This is a genomic window from Bacillus sp. FSL R9-9834, assembly GCF_038006905.1.
GTDB lineage: Bacteria > Bacillota > Bacilli > Bacillales > Bacillaceae_G > Bacillus_A > Bacillus_A pacificus.
The window spans coordinates 400886-419250 of record NZ_JBBOWD010000001.1 but is presented as its reverse complement, the minus strand read 5'-3'; the positions used below and the strand labels follow the sequence as shown (position 1 = coordinate 419250).

The window sequence follows — 18365 nt, the reverse complement described above, 5'->3', positions numbered from 1 at the left end:
ACTATATAACCTCAATCTTCCCATACTTCTCTATATCACCCGAAGTGGTATTCGCTAACTGATTTAAAAATTCAATTTGGAAACTACCAGGTCCTTTTTCTACTGTCTTAGCAGCTGCTAGTTCCGCGGCTACACCATAAAACGTTAATGCCGCTATCGCTGCCTTTACATAATCCTTTTCTACCGCTACAAATGCTCCTATTACAGAAGTTAGCAAACAACCAGTTCCCGTAACTTTTGTTAAAATAGAGTGACCATTTTGAATAACAATCGTTCGCTCTCCATCTGTAACAACATCTTCTTCTCCAGTAATTACTGCAACTGTATTTAGTTCATCTGCTGCCTGCTTTGCAATACTTACGACATTACCATTTCCAGCACCAGCGTCTACCCCTTTAATTTCCCATCTCTCATTAATTACGTTCGCTATTTCAGCTGCATTTCCGCGAATAATCGCTAATTCAATTTCAGCCGGAATATGTCTCGCAACTTCTGTTCGATACGACGTTGCTCCTGCGCCAACTGGATCAAACAGTACTGGTACATTGTTCACATTTGCAGATTTACCAGCAAGTAACATCGCTTCTACTTCTTCAGGACGAAGTGTCCCCATATTTAATACTAGCGCTCCAGCAATGCTAGCCATTTCTGCCACTTCTTCTTTTGCATACGCCATTACAGGCGATGCCCCTAACGCTAACAAACCGTTAGCTGTAAAATTTGTTACAACAACATTTGTAATATTATGAACGAGCGGATTAGATTCTCTCACCAAATCCACTACTTTACTAATTTCTTTCATATTCATCCTTCTCATCTCCTAACTATAGTTATGGGAGATACACAAAAAGGCACTTTGCGCGTACGCAAAGTGCCTGAACATGTGCTTTTACACTCTCCCTACGCTGGCATTATCCAACAGGTTCAAATGGTCAATGACGGACTAGTCATACTCTCAGTTTGTATCCACAAACTCCCATGTGTTTAGTATTCATCTACTTCAAAGTCTACTCTTATTCTAGTAAAATAACAAGTTCTTTACTTTTCTATTTCTCACAGTCTCATCATGGTGCATATTATATTCTGTCACGATCATTCACTTTCAAACAGATGTTATCCCATTAAAAAACGTTCAAATCTGGAGCGAAACTGAATCTCAAGAAGATGTATGCTATAGTTAACGTATGGAAATTTGAAAGGATGTTTTAAATATGTCAAAAAGCGTTGTAATCGCTGAAAAGCCTTCCGTTGCACGTGATATTGCTCGCGTACTGAAGTGCGATAAAAAAGGAAATGGCTATCTTGAAGGTAGTAAATATATTGTAACTTGGGCTTTAGGTCATCTTGTTACATTAGCAGATCCAGAAAGCTATGATGTGAAATATAAAAAGTGGAATTTAGAAGATTTACCTATGCTACCTGAGCGTTTGAAATTAACGGTTATTAAACAAACTGGGAAACAATTTAATGCTGTAAAAAGTCAGCTACTTAGAAAAGATGTAAATGAAATTATTGTAGCAACAGACGCTGGGCGTGAAGGAGAATTAGTCGCTCGTTGGATTATTGATAAGGTTCGAATTAACAAACCAATTAAACGTCTATGGATTTCATCTGTTACTGATAAAGCAATTAAAGATGGTTTTGCAAATTTAAAACCAGGTAAAGCATATGACAATTTATACGCTTCAGCAGTTGCACGTTCAGAAGCTGACTGGTATATCGGTCTTAACGCGACTCGCGCTTTAACAACTCGCTTTAATGCCCAGCTAAACTGTGGCCGTGTGCAAACACCTACTGTCGCTATGATCGCTAATCGTGAAGATGAAATAAAGAACTTCAAAGCTCAAACTTACTACGGCATCGAAGCTCAAACGACAAATCAATTAAAACTAACTTGGCAAGATGCAAATGGCAATAGCCGCAGTTTTAATAAAGAAAAAATTGATGGTATTGTAAAAGGTTTAGATAAACATAATGCTACTGTTATGGAAATTGATAAAAAACAGAAGAAATCATTCTCTCCTGGTCTTTACGATTTAACTGAATTACAACGTGATGCAAATAAAAAGTTCGGTTACTCTGCGAAAGAAACATTAAACATTATGCAGAAATTGTATGAACAACATAAAGTGCTAACATACCCTCGTACAGATTCGCGTTACATTTCATCTGATATCGTTGGAACACTTCCAGAACGTCTAAAGGCGTGCGGCGTTGGGGAATATCGTCCTTTAGCACATAAAGTATTACAAAAGCCTATCAAGGCTAATAAATCATTTGTTGATGATAGTAAAGTAAGCGATCACCACGCAATTATTCCGACAGAAGGATACGTTAACTTCTCAGCCTTCACAGATAAAGAACGTAAAATTTATGATTTAGTTGTAAAACGTTTCTTAGCTGTTTTATTCCCAGCATTCGAATACGAACAACTAACGTTACGCACAAAGGTCGGCAATGAAACATTCATTGCACGCGGAAAGACAATTTTACATGCCGGTTGGAAAGAAGTATATGAAAATCGCTTTGAAGATGATGATGTAACTGATGACGTAAAAGAACAACTTTTACCTCGCATCGAAAAAGGCGATACATTAACTGTAAAATTAATTATGCAAACATCAGGTCAAACGAAAGCACCTGCACGTTTTAACGAAGCGACTTTACTTTCAGCAATGGAAAATCCTACAAAATATATGGATACGCAAAATAAACAACTTGCTGATACGCTAAAATCAACTGGTGGATTAGGTACTGTAGCAACGCGTGCTGATATTATCGACAAGCTATTCAATTCATTCTTAATTGAAAAACGCGGTAAAGATATTCATATTACTTCAAAAGGCCGTCAGTTACTTGATTTAGTACCAGAAGAGTTAAAATCACCTACATTAACTGGTGAGTGGGAACAAAAGCTAGAGGCAATTGCAAAGGGTAAACTGAAAAAAGAAGTATTCATTTCCGAAATGAAAAACTATACGAAAGAAATTGTTTCTGAAATTAAATCGAGTGATAAAAAATATAAACATGACAATATTTCAACAAAGTCTTGTCCAGATTGCGGTAAACCAATGCTAGAGGTAAACGGCAAAAAAGGAAAGATGCTCGTTTGCCAAGACCGTGAATGTGGTCATCGTAAAAATGTATCTCGTACAACAAACGCTCGTTGTCCGCAATGTAAGAAAAAATTAGAATTACGTGGTGAAGGTGCTGGACAAATCTTCGCATGTAAATGTGGCTATCGCGAGAAATTATCGACATTCCAAGAGAGACGTAAAAAGGAATCTGGAAACAAAGCTGATAAGCGCGACGTTCAAAAATATATGAAACAGCAGAAAAAAGAAGAAGAACCATTAAATAACCCATTCGCAGAAGCATTAAAAAAATTAAAATTTGATTAAATAAAAAAGGTTCCTACCTCTATCGGTAGGAACCTTTTATTATTAATGAATAATTTTACTTCCTTTTGCATTCTCAACAAATTTTTCACTTGATTTGTTAATTGGTGTTTTCAATAATAACGCAGCAACAATCATAACTACTACGAAAGCACTTAACACAAGTAAATCTCGCGTTACGATATCCCAAAGCATTCCGCCTACTGTTTCACGAATTGCACTAATTGCGTATGTGAACGGTAAGAACGGATAAATTGCTTGGAAGAACGCTGGTGTCATTTGAATTGGGAATGTTCCGCCCGATCCTGCTACTTGCAGTACAAGTAAAATGATCGCCATCGATTTCCCTACGTTTCCGAAAATAGAAACGAGTGAGTACACGATACAAACAAATACTCCACCTATAAATAAACTAAATAATACAAACCAGAATTTATCGACTACGTACGTACCGAGTAAGAATATATCTCCCATCGATACGATAAACGCTTGCGAAAGACCTATCGTTAAGAATGTTAATAAACGTCCGAAGTAAATTTCATGGCTCTTATAATTCGCGCCCTCTTCATGTACTTCTACTGTTAATAATGAAACCATTAATAGTGCGCCTACCCATAATGCAAGCACTGTATAGAATGGTGACATTGCTGAACCGTAGTTCGGCATCGCAAATAATTTATTCTCTTTTAAATTTACTGGATTCGCAAAGTAGTCACTTTGCTTTTCAACATCATTTTTCAATAAGCGTATGATGTCTTTTATATCCTCTTCAGATTCAAAATCACGAATTTTATCTGCTAATTCTTTAATCTTTTTCTCAGTTTCCGGCATGTCAGCTTTAATGTCTGTTAATTTCTTTTTACCGTCTACTAAGCCTTTTGATGAATCTTCTAGTAACTTTTTAACGTCTGGAAGCTTTTTGTCTGCTTCTTTTAAAATTTGAGTTGTATTTTTCGACATCTCTTTTGTACGAGCAATTGCTGTATTGAAATTAGGTACAATTTCTGAATCATACGTCGATAATACATCTGTTAACTGAGCTGACCCGCCCTTCGCAGCGTTGTTAATACTTTCAATTACATCTTTTGTAGGTTTCTGTCCATTGTTAAGAAGTGTAATTCCCTTATTCGTTGCATCTACACCTTTTTGCAGACTACTTTTCGCTTTATTTAATTTTGCAATTCCATTATTAAGATTTTTATCACTATTTACATCCGCTAAAACCTTATTTGTGCTTTCTAGAACAGGGATCATATCATCGATTAAACCGATTCCAGATTGGAACTGACCATTTAAACTATTTAAAGCTACTTTCGTTGAGTCTAAACCGTTAATACCTCTGTTTTGTACATCTTCTTTTGCTTTTTGTAAATCTGCTTTTGCACCTTCAAGGCCATTTTTTGCTTTATCGTAATCTGCTTTTGCATTGTCATATGCTGCATTTGCATCAACTTTAGCTTGATCTACTGTGCTAACTGCTTTTTTATAATCTGCTACAAATGTTTCATTGTAATCTTTTTCTGCTTGATCAATTAATCCATTTGCTGCATCTAATTTTTGATTCGCTACATCTGTTACATCTTTCTTTACTTCTTGTCCTGTACCGATAACATTTACAATATCTTTAATACCATTGTTTGCATTTTCCATACCTTTTTTAACATTAGTTAAGTGACCCACTCGCCCTTTGAAAAAGCTTTGACCAAAATCAGTCGTCGCTGAGTTCTGAAGTTCAGTAAAGAAATTAATAAGATATGAAATACCATCTGTACCAGTCTGCAATTTATCTGATACCGAATTTAAATCTTTCTTTGCTTGTTCAGGGTCAAATTGGCCATTTTGTAAGCCATTTAAAACACTTTTCCCATAAGCTGTTCCTGCACGTGATGAACTTAAAACATTATTTACTGTTTGATTAATACTTTGCGCTATACTCTTATAACCATCACTATTCAACTTAGAAAGATCCGGTCTCGCTGGGAATTCAGGTAATCCATTCATTCCAGACAAGTCAGGAATATTTAATTCTACACCTGGATTCATTAGAAAATCAGTAAATGCAGCTGCACTATCCATAACACCTTTTGCTGCTACTAAATCATTTCTTATCGTCCCTGGAGCATTTTTCAATGTTTGATCTTGTCTTGCAAAGAATTTATCTAAATTCCCTAACGCTTCTTGACCATCATTAATAACACTTTCCACAACCGGCAATTCTTTCTGCGCTACTTTCACAACATCCTCTGCTCGAGTCGCATCATCTAACGCCTTATCCATCAATGTATTCATTTCTGGGAACTGCGCTTCTAACTTAAATACAAGATCTTTTACTTTCTCAATACTTGGTAAGTTTGTTTCTAAATCGATTCCAAGGTCATTGAAGATTTTAAAAATCTCACCGTTCGCTGTTTTAACAAAGTTTTTACTAATTTCTTCTGTAATACCTGATGCACCTTTTGCTGTAATTTTCGGTGCAATCGCATTTACCTTTTCATTTACATAGTAATCAAGTTCTGGTTTCTGTGGATTTTCATCCAGAACAGTTGCAATCTTTTCAGAGAAATCTTTTGGGATTGTAATGCTTGCATAGTAATCCCCGCGTTCAACTCCGTAAATTGCTTGTTTTTCATCCACAAATTTCCAGCCAAGATTTTTATTTTTCTTCAGAGAATCTACAATCTCGTTCCCGATATTGATATCTTTTCCTCTTAAATTAGAGCCTGCATCTTGGTTAGAAACTGCAATGGGAACTTCTTTTGTATTTCCGTATGGATCCCAGGAAGCTTTAATGTTAAACCATGCATATAACGATGGTAAAATCATTAACCCTACAACAATAACAATTGCAGCCCAATGTTTCGCTACATTCCGTAAATCTGTCTTATAAATACGCCAAATTTGTTTCATAGAAGTTATCACCTAATTATATATTTTTCCTTCTTTAGAAAATGATACATACATTTTGCAATTATATCACTTTCTACATCGTGGATTAACCAGAAACGAACTATTTTTTCCCATTAACTTTGACTTACTACATTATATAACGAAGTCAGTCAAAGTATGAATACAAAATGACCAAATCGGTTTTACATTCAATAATAACAAATATATAGGAAATGTCATAAAAAATACAAGTATTTTCTCTTGGAAATACTTGTATTCCTAAAAAAATCCTCACAGCTTTTTATCATCTGTGAGGATTTCTTCTATTATATATCTACTTGTACTTCTACACCGAAATGATCTGAAATTACATTTCGGTTTGTACCATTAAAAATAACTTTTGAAGAACGAACTTTTTCACTTCGGTTACACAATATTAGATCGATTCGTAGATTATGTTTATTTTCATCCCAACCAGCAATCTCACCTTGGACAGTTGTTCCCTCATCCTTCTCTATTGCTAGTTCATATGTGTCGTACAAACCTTTTTGCATCATATATTCATAGCCCTCCCCTTGCAAACGAGCGTTATTATTAAAATCACCCATTAAGAAGGAAAGTTCATTGCTATCTACACGCTCCATCAAACGATTCACTTGATCTTTAAATGATTCTTCTTCATCATTCCACCAACCGAGGTGGCAAGAGTAAAACGTGATGTTCTTACCATTATAAGCAATTGTTGCACTTACAATTTTGCGTGTTTTCCAATACGTTGTATCTTTATTTTCTGAAATAAAGAACGTATCTTCTTTTACAACATTATGCTTCGTTATAATCGCTAATCCTTCTTCATACACATCATAACCAATATGAGAGAAATCCCAAGTAATATTGTAATCTTTTACATATAACGCTTTTAACTCTTCTAATAGTAAAAGTCCAAAATTATCTTCTTTCTTGTTACCGCATACATTTTTAGCCCCTATCGACTGACTTACTTCTTGCAATGCGATGACATCGTACTCTTCTTCTTGAATGACTTTAGCAAGATATTTTATCTTTTCTATTTGATTTTCTTCTTGCCAAGAATGACAGTTTAAAGTTAGCAATTTCATATTATTACGCACCTAACATATCTTGAATGTCTGACTTTAATACGTCAGCTTTCGGACCATATACAGCTTGTACACCTTTATCTTTTACGATAAGTCCTAAAGCACCATTTTGTTTCCACTGTGCTTCTGGTGCAACAACATCTAAATCTTTTACTGTTACACGTAAACGAGTCATACAAGCATCTACGTCAGCAATATTTTCTTTTCCACCTAATAAATCAATAACTTTTGTTGCTAATGAACCATCTTGTACATTTCCTGTTCCTTCTGATGACTCATCTTCGTTATCAATGTAGTTACCTGCACGTCCTGGTGTTGGTAAGTTGAACTTTTTAATTAAGAAATTGAATAATGTAAAGTTCAGACCGAAGAATACTAATGAAACGATAACGAAATTGATTAAATCTCTAGTTAGTCCTGCATTCACCATCATCGGTGTACGAGTAATTAGCTCAATAAATCCGAATGCGTGAACACGTAAGTTAATTAAGTCTGCTAATGCGAATGCAAGTCCTGTTGTAATTGCATATACAACATATAATACTGGAGCAATAAACATGAACATGAATTCAATTGGTTCTGTTACACCTGTTAAGAATACTGCTAACGCTGCTGATAAGAACATTGGTTTATATTTTGCGCGTTTTTCTTTATCAACATTACGGAACATTGCGAATGCAATACCCATTAACGCTGCTGATGAACCGATAACTTGTCCAGCTTTGAAACGAGCTGGTACAACATTATTTAGTAGATCGTTATATGCTTTTGTATCTCCATTTGCTAATAAGTTATTTAAATCTGTAATCCATGCAAGCCATAAAGGATCTTGTCCTGCTACAACTTGTCCAATTTTTGAGCCAGTTAACATCGTATATGTTCCGCCCAGCTCTGTATAGTTCATCGGAATCGTTAACATATGGTGTAAACCGAATGGTAATAGTAAACGCTCTAACGTTCCATATACAAATGGTGCAACAACTGGTGCACTATCTTTTGAAGCTGCAATCCAGCGACCAAATTCATTTAATCCACTTTGGATGAATGGCCATAAAAGTGATAATACAATTGCAGTTACTGTAGACCAAACAATTACAACGAATGGTACGAATCGTTTTCCGTTAAAGAATGCTAATGCCTGTGGCAGTTTATTATAGTTATAATATTTGTTATATAAAGTAGCTCCTAAGAAACCTGTGATGATCCCTACGAAAACTCCCATGTTTAATGCTGGTGCACCAAGTACAGAAGTAAAATAATCTTTTACAATTAAATCTCCTGCTAATACTGAAGAAACTTTCGCTTTTGAATCCGCTAACATTTCAGCGTTTACGCCAAATATAGCTCCTGTAATTCTGTTTGTTAAGACGAATGCTAATAGCGCTGCAAATGCACCACCTGCGCGATCTTTTGCCCAAGATCCCCCGATTGCTACTGCGAATAAGATGTGTAGATTTGTAATAATTGCCCAACCGATGTCTTCCATTACGCGAGCGATCGTATGAACTGCGTTAATATCCCCAGCAGACATCCCAATTAACTTACCGATAGAAATCATTAAACCAGCTGCTGGCATTACAGCTACAACAACTAATAACGCTTTCCCGAACTTTTGCCAAAAATCAAAAGACGTAATTTTCATCTGTTCTTCCTCCCCTTTATTTATAACAACATAATGATTTAAATTATAATTTCTGTTCCCTTTATGAAAACGATTCCTCATTTTAATTTGTTCTCATCCCTTTACGCAACCGTTTTCATAAATCTATTTTAATAAAAGCGTTTTCACTTTGCAATAGAAATTTATTTTTTTTCATAAAAAAAGATGCTCTAAGAGCATCCTTTTTTATTATGAAATACGATAAACCCTTGTTTCATAAGGCTTTAACGTGATTGTAGTTACTTGTTCATGTTCCGCAACTTCGTAGTTATTTAAAAGCAAACGTTTGCGTTCTAGCGCGAATGAACCCTCATTATATACAGCTTCCTCTTTTGAGATATTACTAATTACAACGATTTTTTCATCGCTTAATGTACGAGTATATGCATAAATTTGCGGATCATCTTCTAAAAGTAAATCGTACGTACCATAATTCAGTACATCGTGCTCTTTTTTCAAGGCAATCATTTTCTTATAGAAATTGAAAATAGAGTTCTCTTCACTCTTTTGCTTTTCAACATTAATTTCTTTATAGTTTGGATTCATCCCAAACCAAGGGGCACCTGTTGTGAAGCCAGCATTCATCTCATCGTTCCACTGCATAGGTGTACGTGAATTATCGCGGCAAGAAGCCCATATAATCTCCATCATATCTTGATGAGATACACCCTCTGCAATTTTCTCACGATATAAATTTTTAATTGCTACATCATCGTAATCTTCAATATTTGGGAATTGAACATTTGTCATCCCAATTTCTTGTCCTTGATAAATAAACGGTGTACCATGCATAAAGAAATACATCGCTCCAAGAGCTGTCGCACTTTCACGCCAATATTGTTTATCATCTCCCCAAGTTGAAACGATACGTGGCTTATCGTGATTCTCAATATATAAAGCATTCCATCCTTTATTTTCTAGACCTTTTTGCCATTTCGTTAATACTTTTTTCAACCCTACAACATCAAGATCTTTCTTCTTTTCTGCATCCCATAAGCTTAAATGTTCGAATTGGAATACCATATTGAACTTACCTTGTTCTTCTCCAACCCAAAGCTCAGCATCTTCAATCTTAACACCATTCGCTTCACCGACAGTCATAATATCGTACTTAGAAAATGTATTTTCTTTTAACTCTTCTAATAAAGGTTGAATACCATCCACATTCATATGTTTATCAAAAGATGGTACATACTTTAGTTCTTTTGGATTTGGCATATCTTTAAAGCCATCTTCTTTTTTAATATGGCTGATCGCATCCACACGGAAACCATCAATTCCTTTATCAAGCCACCAATTAACTGTATCGTATAACACTTCGCGAACTTCTTTATTCTCCCAGTTTAAATCTGGTTGTTTACGTGAGAATAAGTGTAAATAATATTGTCCTGTTACTTCATCGTATTCCCATGCCGAACCATTAAAAATACTTTCCCAGTTGTTTGGTTCCGCACCATCTTTACCATCATGCCAAATATACCAATCACGCTTCGGATTGTCTTTAGATGAACGAGACTCAATAAACCATAGATGTTCATCACTTGTATGATTAATAACTAAATCAATAATAAGCTTCATATCACGCTTATGAACTTCATCTAGTAAAGCATCGAAGTCTTCCATCGTACCAAACTCATCCATAATATCTTGATAATCACTAATGTCATAACCATTATCATCATTAGGTGACTTATACATTGGACAAATCCAAATTACATCTATACCTAAATCTTTTAAATAATCCAGTTTTGCAATAATACCTTGTAAATCCCCAATACCATCACCATTTGAATCCATAAAGCTACGTGGGTAAATTTGATAAGCAACCGCTTCTTTCCACCATGTTTTATTCATAGTCATTCTCTCCTTTTGCATCCCATCGGAAATTTTATGCAAACGTTTTCGTAACACTATCATAACAAAATATGAATAGTTTGCAACTGTTTTCATTGAACTCTATGTAGATTCCTTATTCTTATGCTTTATTTATTTCTCACAAGAGCAAATCTCATTCCTCACCTGCTCTTGTCCACGCACGTTACATATACTTTTCATATATTAATAAAAACACTGCTTATTTTTAGAAAGGAGTGATAAATTGAAACAAACAAAATTAACAGGTCGTATCGTTGTTCCTTCAGATCCTGACTATGACATAGCCCGAATGAACTTAAATTTAAGTATTCCAAAACTCCCTTGCATTATTGTTTTTTGCCAAAATAAAACTGATGTATGTAACGCCTTAAAATGGGCACGCGAGCGTCATGTACCATTTCGCTTAAGAAGCGGACGTCATAGCTATGAAAATTTTTCTCTTTTAAATCGAGGACTTATTATTGATGTGAGTGAAATGCATCGCATTACTGTTCATACAGATACATTAACAGCAACAATTGAAGCTGGTGCAAATCTTGGCACTGTTTATAAAGAGCTTTGGAATTATGATGTGACAATACCGGCTGGTACAAGTGCAAGCGTTGGAATTGTTGGATTAACACTTGGCGGGGGCATCGGTATGCTTTCACACTTATTTGGATTAACATGTGATCAATTAATAGAAGTTGAAATGGTACAAGCATGTGGTAAATTTGGAGCAAAAATCATTCGTGCAAGCGAACATGAAAACCATAACTTGTTTTGGGCATGCCGCGGTGGTGGTGGTGGAAACTTCGGAATTATTACTTCTTTGACTTTTCGCGTACACCCTATAAAAAATGTATCAATCTTCTCCATTACATGGGAATGGGAAGATTTTATTGCTGCCTTTCAAGCTTGGCAAAACTGGGCGTCTTATGTAGACGAACGTCTCACTTCATCAATTGAATTATTCACAAAACAACAAAACAAAATTGAAGCACAAGGTGAATTTGTTGGCTCTCCCTCTGAACTCCATTCCTTATTATCTCCTCTTCTTGAAACTGGTACCCCCTCTCTCTTTATAGATGAAGTTCCTTATATAAAGGCTGTTGAATTTTTTAACAGTGGTAACATCCCTGAAAACTTCAAGCGCTCCGGTTCCTACGTATATAAACCTATTCCTCTTAAAGGAATTCAAATCATGCAGTATTTTCTTTCACATGCACCAAATAAGGATGCGAGTATTTGGCACCAATCGCTCGTAGGTGCTGTTGAAAATATTCCGCCTACTGAAACAGCTTATTTCCATCGCAAAGCAATTATTGCGCAAGAATACATTACCTCTTGGAAATGTGATGATGAAGAAAATCGAAATATACGCTGGGTTAAAGATTTACGAGAAAGCTTAGATCCTTATACACTAGGTGACTATGTCAATTGGCCCGATATCGACATTAAAAATTGGCAAACTAGTTATTATGGCCCTAACTTTCAAAGATTACGTAAAGTGAAAACCATATATGATCCTTGCAACGTTTTTCGTTTTCAACAAAGTATCCCACCCTTTCATACGTAAAAAGGAAGAACAAAATACCGTTCTTCCTTTCTACATTGAAAATCTTTCAATTGTCTGTTTCAAGTCTGTTGCTTGTTTCTCTAAATCCTTTAATAATTGATCGATCGCTATCATATTTTTAGATTGTTGCAACGTTACACGTGCTACTTCTTGTGAACCAGCTGACGTCTCTTCAGCAATTGCTGCTACAGCCTTCGTCTGTGCACCTGTTTGATGAATGTGACTCACTTGTTCATTCATATAGCTACTAATTTGCTTCGTTGCATCCGCTACTTCCATAACACTTGATGACATTTCTTTTAAAATTAATTCGGTAGCTTCCCCACGTTTCGCCTCTTCTTTAGCTATTTTCACTTGTTCTGTCATTTTCGTTGCAACTTGTTGCACTTCCTCTTGCATATTCCGTAATAACTGCGATATATTTCTTGCAGAATGGTCACTTTCATCTGCAAGTTTACGTACTTCTTCAGCTACAACGGCAAAGCCCCGTCCATGCTCTCCAGCACGAGCAGCCTCAATAGAAGCATTAAGTGCTAATAAATTCGTTTGGCTAGCAATCTCACTCACAACAGATACAATATGTTCTACTTGTTTCATTCTTTCCTCTAACTTCTGTACATTTTGCATTGAATCTTCATTTTCTTTCGCCAATGTTTGAATACCTTGAATTAAAGACGTAAAGACACGAGTACTATGCCCTAAAGCTTGAACCATTTCTGAAGACAACTCATCAGACTGTTTTGCTTTCTCTTCTACTTCACTTGCAATAGAAGTTGTTGTATCAACAGCGGAAACAATCGCTTGAATCGATGCCGCTGATTGCTCAGCGCCAGAAGAAATCTCTGCAAGAGTTTCAGAAACACCTTGTGCTTGTTTCGTTGCTTCGCCTGTTTGTTTTCTAATTTGCTGTACTTGATTGTTTGTATACGAAAATGTTGTATCAATATTTTTTACCATGCCCCTTAAGTTCCCAAGCATCATATTAAATGCAACGCTTAAAGATTTAATTTCATCATCAGTCTTTGGTAACGGAACATCTTCACGAATGTCTCCTTCAGCCGCTTTTCTCGCCGCCTCCTCTAACTTTCGAAGCGGTTTAATTAAAAATATGGCTGCTCCATATGCTAAAATTCCAGACCATACTACTCCTAATAGCATAACGATAATATTATATGCAGTTTGACTTACATAACTTTGAAAATAATCATATATCACATAAATAAAAAATATACTTGTTGAATATGTAATTAAAGCTAAAACTGTAGTGAATAGCATAAGTTGTGTACGTAAGCCAAAGGAAAATGCCTTCCTTTCTTTTTCCATCTCTTCTTTCCCCCTTTTTATAAGTAATATAAGTACTACCTATATATTATTATCCATATTTTCCTTATAGAAAGATATATTGATTTTTATTTTTTTATTTACATATTTATTACATTACTTTTTCTGTATATAAAATGAAAATAATGTATAATTTTATTTGGATGCCAATTACATATTCAACTAAATAATTTAAGGTTAGGTGATTCTATGTTAAAAATTTTATATCGATTAAACGTTATAAACAGATTAATATTGTTAGTAGCAGTCCCCATTCTTTCCATATTAATTATTAGCGTTGTAAATTATATAAATTTACAACACATGCACAAACAGCTTCAAACTGTATATGTGGATCGTCTACAACCCATAAAATGGCTAGGATCTATTGAGAGCAGCCTGTACCAAGAGTTTAGTTATGTAAAGGAACTCATTATTACGGAAGACGAGAATCGACGTACTACAATTTTAAATAAATTAAATGATACAAATAAAGAAACCGAAAAACTACAGGCTCAATACGAAAATACATATATAACAGGCGAAGAAAAAAAACTCCTTAGCCAATATAAAGAAAAACTAGAAAACTATAAAAAGCATCGTACTCAAATGCTTGATTTCATTAAAGAAAATAAACTTAATCAGGCGTATTCATTTTACCTAACTACAGTTGATCCTAATTTATCGGCTACAGTAGATGCTTTAAAAAATCTTAGTGATTATAACGAAAAGTTAGCTGAGAGTCTGTATAACGACAGCGAACACTCTTATAAACAAGTGATAAGCATAACTATTATTTTATTCATTGCCTGTTTAGTTCTTTGCATTCTTATCTCCTTATTTACTGCTAAATCAATTATAAATCCAATCAATTCATTACGGAGCATAATGAATACAGCTGGAAAAGGGGATTTAACCATTGCCGTACCAAAACAATATCATCATGAATTTGGTCATATGTTTAATAGTTTTGATCAAATGATATCAAACTTACGACAAATTATTAACAATGTGATTCAAACAAGTGCAAAAGTCAAAAGCTCTACAAATCATATCGTTGAAACAGCAACCGTTTCCTCTTCCACTATGGATAACATCGCAAATGCAATGAAACAGTTGTCTCACCATATTAATGATCAGTCTGCAAATATTAAAGATAGTTCTACAGCAATGGATGAAATAGCAAATGGAGTGCAAAGCATAGCTGAATCTTCTACAACGATTTCAAACTTAGCTATTTCTACTTCTGATAAGGCGAATGTAGGAACTGAAATCATTGAAAAATCCATTTCTCAAATGACAACTATCCATACTGTCATGGATGAAATATATAAAGTGGTAGATCAATTGGTTGTTCGTACACAAGATATCGATAAAGCATTACAAACTATTACTTACATTTCTGAACAAACAAATCTATTATCTTTAAATGCCGCAATTGAATCCGCCCGCGCCGGTGAACATGGAAAGGGATTTGCTGTTGTATCTGAAGAAGTTCGTAAACTTGCTGAACAATCAAAACAAGCAGCTACAGATATTACAAAACTTAACTTGCTTGTACAAAATGATACAAAAGATGTAGTCAACGTTATGGGGAAAGGACAACAAGAAATTCAAGAAGGCATTCATGCTGTGCAAAATGCAAAATTAGCATTCCATAATATTGTGAATCATATTAATGAAGTTACAGATCAAATACAAGATATAACAGCAAGTGCAGAAGAAATGTCAGCAAGCTCAGAAGAGATAAATAGCGCACTTATTAATATCTCTTCAATTTCACAAAATATAGTTTCGGAGACTAATTATACATCCCAATCTTCACAAGCCCAATCGGTATCAATACAGGATATTACACATATGTCTCTTCAAATGCAAAAGCTTGTTGAAGAATTAGAAACGTTTGCCACTCAATTTAAAATCAAAAACTTGTAAGTATATGAAAAACCACCTGAATTAGGTGGTTTTTCCATTTGAACTATACATTCAAATTTATTTATATAAGAACTGTCATTTGAAAAAAATAAAGGATTCTGACAATTTGTGACTAATAACAGAAATAAGGGGCAACATTTGTAAAATATATTTTTGACTGGGGGTTTTGTATGATTCAGGTTCGAAATCTAGTAAAATCATTTGGCTCACTTGACGTTTTAAAAGGAATTGATTTAGAAGTACAAGAAAAAGAAGTTGTCGTTTTAATTGGTGCCAGTGGTTCCGGTAAAAGTACATTACTTCGCTGTCTTAACTTTTTAGAAATGTACGATGAAGGTGAAATTCACTTACAAGGTGAACGAATTGATCCAAAGCATTCAAATTTAAACAAAGTCCGCGAAAATGTCGGTATGGTTTTTCAACACTTTAACCTCTTTCCTCATATGACCTCACTAGAAAACATCATAGAAGCACCTATTCATGTAAAAAAATTAGAAGCAGCAAATGCAAAAAAAATCGGAAATCAGCTTCTGCAAAAAGTCGGCCTACAAGATAAAGCAGATGTAACGCCCCATCTCCTATCAGGTGGTCAAAAACAGCGTATTGCTATTGCACGAGCTCTTGCTATGAATCCTAAAATTATGCTATTTGATGAACCTACCTCCGCTTTAGACCCTGAACTTGTTGGAGAAGTATTGCAAGTTATGAAAGAACTTGCTGAAGAAGGAATGACCATGGTTATTGTTACTCATGAAATGAATTTCGCAAGAGATGTAGCTGATCGCGTCATTTTTATGGATGATGGAAAAATTGTAGAAGATGCTCCGCCAGCACAATTCTTTTCAGCTCCATCACATGAACGAGCGAAACAATTTTTACGCAACGTTTTATAATATAACTTCTGTTTCAAACGAAAAGAAATACATTCATACGGTGCACAACTAATCATCTAAATAAAATATTTCAATAACATACTTAAAACCATCCGTATGATCAATATATAGGAGGGGTTTTATGAAAAGAAAACTATTAACTATTGTTGCGAGTATTACATTATGCGCTTCCTTTATACTAGGAGCCTGTAGTAAGGAAAGTGCTACTACTTCTTCAAATGGTAAAAAAGAATTTCGTTATGCGATGAGTGGCTTATATAAACCTTTTAACTATAAAGAAAATGACGGAAAACTTGTCGGTTTTGATGTAGAACTAGGTGAAGCACTTGCGAAAAAAATGAATATGAAACCAACCCCTATTACAAATCCATGGGAAACGCTAATCCAAGGTCTCAAAGCGAAAAAGTATGATGTAATACTGGGCAGTATGGCAATTACAGAAGAACGCTTAAAAGCTGTTAATTTCTCAAATCCTTATTATCGTTCTGGTGCCCAAATTTTTGTAGCTAAAAAGAATACATCTATCTCTTCTCCAGAAGATTTAAAGGGTAAGAAAATTGGTGTTGTAAAAGCTAGTACCTTTAAAGACCTTGTTGCAAAACATACAGATCAAATTACAGAATACGATAGCGATATTACTGCACTTATGGACTTAGAGCCTGGACGTATCGACGCAGTAATTACAGATCAAATGGTTGGTTTACGCATGATCAAAGAAGGTAAATCAAATATAAAAGAAGCTGGAAAACCACTAAACCTTGATGAAATGGGAATTGCTATTCGTAAAGATGATAAAGAAATGGTCGAGAAAGTAAATAAAGCTTTAGATGAAATTATTAAAGATGGTACGTATGAAAAAATCAGTAAAAAATGGTTTGGGCGTAATATTCTTGGTGAAGAGGAAAAAACGAAGTAATTTAGCCCTTCAAAGTTTCCATAAATCATGCCCCACTTTGTGTGGGGCATTTCATTCTCTACTAAAATCTATACAATATGAGGTGAAACGCATGTTTGAAATTTTTATCTCTACCTATCCCACACTCTTAAAAGCTACTATTGTCACATTACAATTAACACTAACATCCCTATTACTCGGTTCACTAATTGGATTACTATTTGCTTTCTTTCGAATCTCTAACAATAAAGTTTTAAATAGTATTGCTCACGTATACATCGCCATTATTCGTGGTACACCTTTAATTGTTCAAATCGCCATTCTCTATTTCGGGATTACATCCGTTGTTGTTTTTACTCCTTTTTGGGCAGGAGCCATTGCTTTAGCAATCCATAACGGTGCATATATTACTGAAATTTTCCGAGGCTCTATCCAATCTGTCGATCGTGGGCAAATGGAAGCTGCTCGCTCTCTAGGTATGCCGTATCCTTTAGCGATGCGCCGTATTGTATTACCGCAAGCATTCCGTCAATCTATTCCTCCTTTAGGAAATCAGTTTATTATTGGATTAAAGGACTCTTCCCTCGTTGCATATGTAGGATTGTCCGAATTATGGGGATCAGGTTTATCCATTGCTGCAGGTAACTTCCAACAATTAGATACATACATAATTGTTGGTTTATATTATCTTGTTCTTGTTCTCCTATTCACGTACCTTGTTAACCTTTTAGAAAAACGACTACAACGAAAAGAAACTAGCTCTATACAAACTGTCAAAAAGAAAACAAAAGAAATTTCTCTTTGAGCAAACTAGCAGGTTGAGGTCT

Annotated in this window: 11 protein-coding genes, 2 pseudogenes and 1 riboswitch; of the genes and pseudogenes, 6 read left to right on the top strand and 7 right to left on the bottom strand. The window is 35.0% G+C overall.

Annotated elements, in window-relative coordinates; all coding sequences use genetic code 11:
• Position 1 precedes the first annotated feature (1 nt).
• Positions 2-817 (bottom strand): hydroxyethylthiazole kinase, encoded by an 816-nt coding sequence (thiM, locus tag MKY00_RS02165; RefSeq protein WP_338083326.1) that lies wholly within the window; start codon positions 815-817, stop codon positions 2-4.
• Between the two features lie 63 nt (positions 818-880).
• Positions 881-990, bottom strand: a riboswitch (TPP riboswitch).
• A 221-nt stretch (positions 991-1211) separates the two neighbouring features.
• On the opposite strand from thiM, the gene topB reads away from it, so the two are divergent.
• On the top strand, positions 1212-3401 hold the full coding sequence (gene topB / locus MKY00_RS02160) for a DNA topoisomerase III (RefSeq protein WP_016716345.1): 2190 nt from the start codon (positions 1212-1214) through the stop codon (positions 3399-3401).
• A 42-nt stretch (positions 3402-3443) separates the two neighbouring features.
• On the opposite strand, the gene MKY00_RS02155 is transcribed toward topB, so the two are convergent.
• The 4 genes from MKY00_RS02155 to MKY00_RS02140 all read right to left on the bottom strand — a co-directional run bounded on the left by MKY00_RS02155 (position 3444) and on the right by MKY00_RS02140 (position 10916).
• Positions 3444-6305, bottom strand: a complete 2862-nt coding sequence (locus MKY00_RS02155) for a YhgE/Pip domain-containing protein (protein ID WP_016716344.1) — start codon at positions 6303-6305, stop codon at positions 3444-3446.
• Positions 6306-6610: 305 nt separating this feature from the next.
• Positions 6611-7402: an endonuclease/exonuclease/phosphatase family protein gene (locus tag MKY00_RS02150; RefSeq protein ID WP_000771972.1), complete on the bottom strand. Its 792-nt coding sequence runs from the start codon at positions 7400-7402 to the stop codon at positions 6611-6613.
• Positions 7403-7406: 4 nt separating this feature from the next.
• Entirely contained in the window at positions 7407-9044 is a 1638-nt protein-coding gene (locus MKY00_RS02145) for a PTS transporter subunit IIBC (RefSeq protein ID WP_000705540.1), read from the bottom strand.
• A gap of 207 nt (positions 9045-9251) precedes the next feature.
• Entirely contained in the window at positions 9252-10916 is a 1665-nt protein-coding gene (locus tag MKY00_RS02140; protein WP_016716343.1) for a glycoside hydrolase family 13 protein, read from the bottom strand.
• A gap of 244 nt (positions 10917-11160) precedes the next feature.
• Here MKY00_RS02140 and MKY00_RS02135 point away from each other — a divergent pair, with 244 nt between their 5' ends.
• Positions 11161-12495: an FAD-binding oxidoreductase gene (locus MKY00_RS02135; protein ID WP_029141040.1), complete on the top strand. Its 1335-nt coding sequence runs from the start codon at positions 11161-11163 to the stop codon at positions 12493-12495.
• 30 nt (positions 12496-12525) lie between these two features.
• Here MKY00_RS02135 and MKY00_RS30150 read toward each other — a convergent pair.
• A pseudogene (locus tag MKY00_RS30150) lies at positions 12526-13098 on the bottom strand (methyl-accepting chemotaxis protein); the annotation flags it as partial.
• Positions 13099-13467: 369 nt separating this feature from the next.
• Positions 13468-13653 (bottom strand): annotated as a pseudogene (locus MKY00_RS30145) (HAMP domain-containing protein); the annotation flags it as partial.
• A 372-nt stretch (positions 13654-14025) separates the two neighbouring features.
• Here MKY00_RS30145 and MKY00_RS02125 point away from each other — a divergent pair.
• The 4 genes from MKY00_RS02125 (at position 14026) to MKY00_RS02110 (ending at position 18343) form a co-directional block, all read left to right on the top strand.
• On the top strand, positions 14026-15750 hold the full coding sequence (locus MKY00_RS02125) for a methyl-accepting chemotaxis protein (protein WP_016716341.1): 1725 nt from the start codon (positions 14026-14028) through the stop codon (positions 15748-15750).
• 170 nt (positions 15751-15920) lie between these two features.
• Positions 15921-16643 (top strand): amino acid ABC transporter ATP-binding protein, encoded by a 723-nt coding sequence (locus MKY00_RS02120; RefSeq protein ID WP_016716340.1) that lies wholly within the window; start codon positions 15921-15923, stop codon positions 16641-16643.
• Positions 16644-16764: 121 nt separating this feature from the next.
• Positions 16765-17559 (top strand): ABC transporter substrate-binding protein, encoded by a 795-nt coding sequence (locus MKY00_RS02115; RefSeq protein ID WP_016716339.1) that lies wholly within the window; start codon positions 16765-16767, stop codon positions 17557-17559.
• A gap of 91 nt (positions 17560-17650) precedes the next feature.
• Complete coding sequence (locus tag MKY00_RS02110; RefSeq protein ID WP_000461542.1) at positions 17651-18343, top strand: amino acid ABC transporter permease; 693 nt, start codon at positions 17651-17653, stop codon at positions 18341-18343.
• Positions 18344-18365: the final 22 nt, after the last annotated feature.

Bases quoted from the DNA above. Each gene is read 5' to 3' on its own strand.
- thiM (WP_338083326.1), bottom strand. From the start codon at position 817: ATGAGAAGGATGAATATGAAAGAAATTAGTAAAGTAGTGGATTTGGTG.
- topB (WP_016716345.1), top strand. From the start codon at position 1,212: ATGTCAAAAAGCGTTGTAATCGCTGAAAAGCCTTCCGTTGCACGTGAT.
- MKY00_RS02155 (WP_016716344.1), bottom strand. From the start codon at position 6,305: ATGAAACAAATTTGGCGTATTTATAAGACAGATTTACGGAATGTAGCG.
- MKY00_RS02150 (WP_000771972.1), bottom strand. From the start codon at position 7,402: ATGAAATTGCTAACTTTAAACTGTCATTCTTGGCAAGAAGAAAATCAA.
- MKY00_RS02145 (WP_000705540.1), bottom strand. From the start codon at position 9,044: ATGAAAATTACGTCTTTTGATTTTTGGCAAAAGTTCGGGAAAGCGTTA.
- MKY00_RS02140 (WP_016716343.1), bottom strand. From the start codon at position 10,916: ATGAATAAAACATGGTGGAAAGAAGCGGTTGCTTATCAAATTTACCCA.
- MKY00_RS02125 (WP_016716341.1), top strand. From the start codon at position 14,026: ATGTTAAAAATTTTATATCGATTAAACGTTATAAACAGATTAATATTG.
- MKY00_RS02120 (WP_016716340.1), top strand. From the start codon at position 15,921: ATGATTCAGGTTCGAAATCTAGTAAAATCATTTGGCTCACTTGACGTT.
- MKY00_RS02115 (WP_016716339.1), top strand. From the start codon at position 16,765: ATGAAAAGAAAACTATTAACTATTGTTGCGAGTATTACATTATGCGCT.
- MKY00_RS02110 (WP_000461542.1), top strand. From the start codon at position 17,651: ATGTTTGAAATTTTTATCTCTACCTATCCCACACTCTTAAAAGCTACT.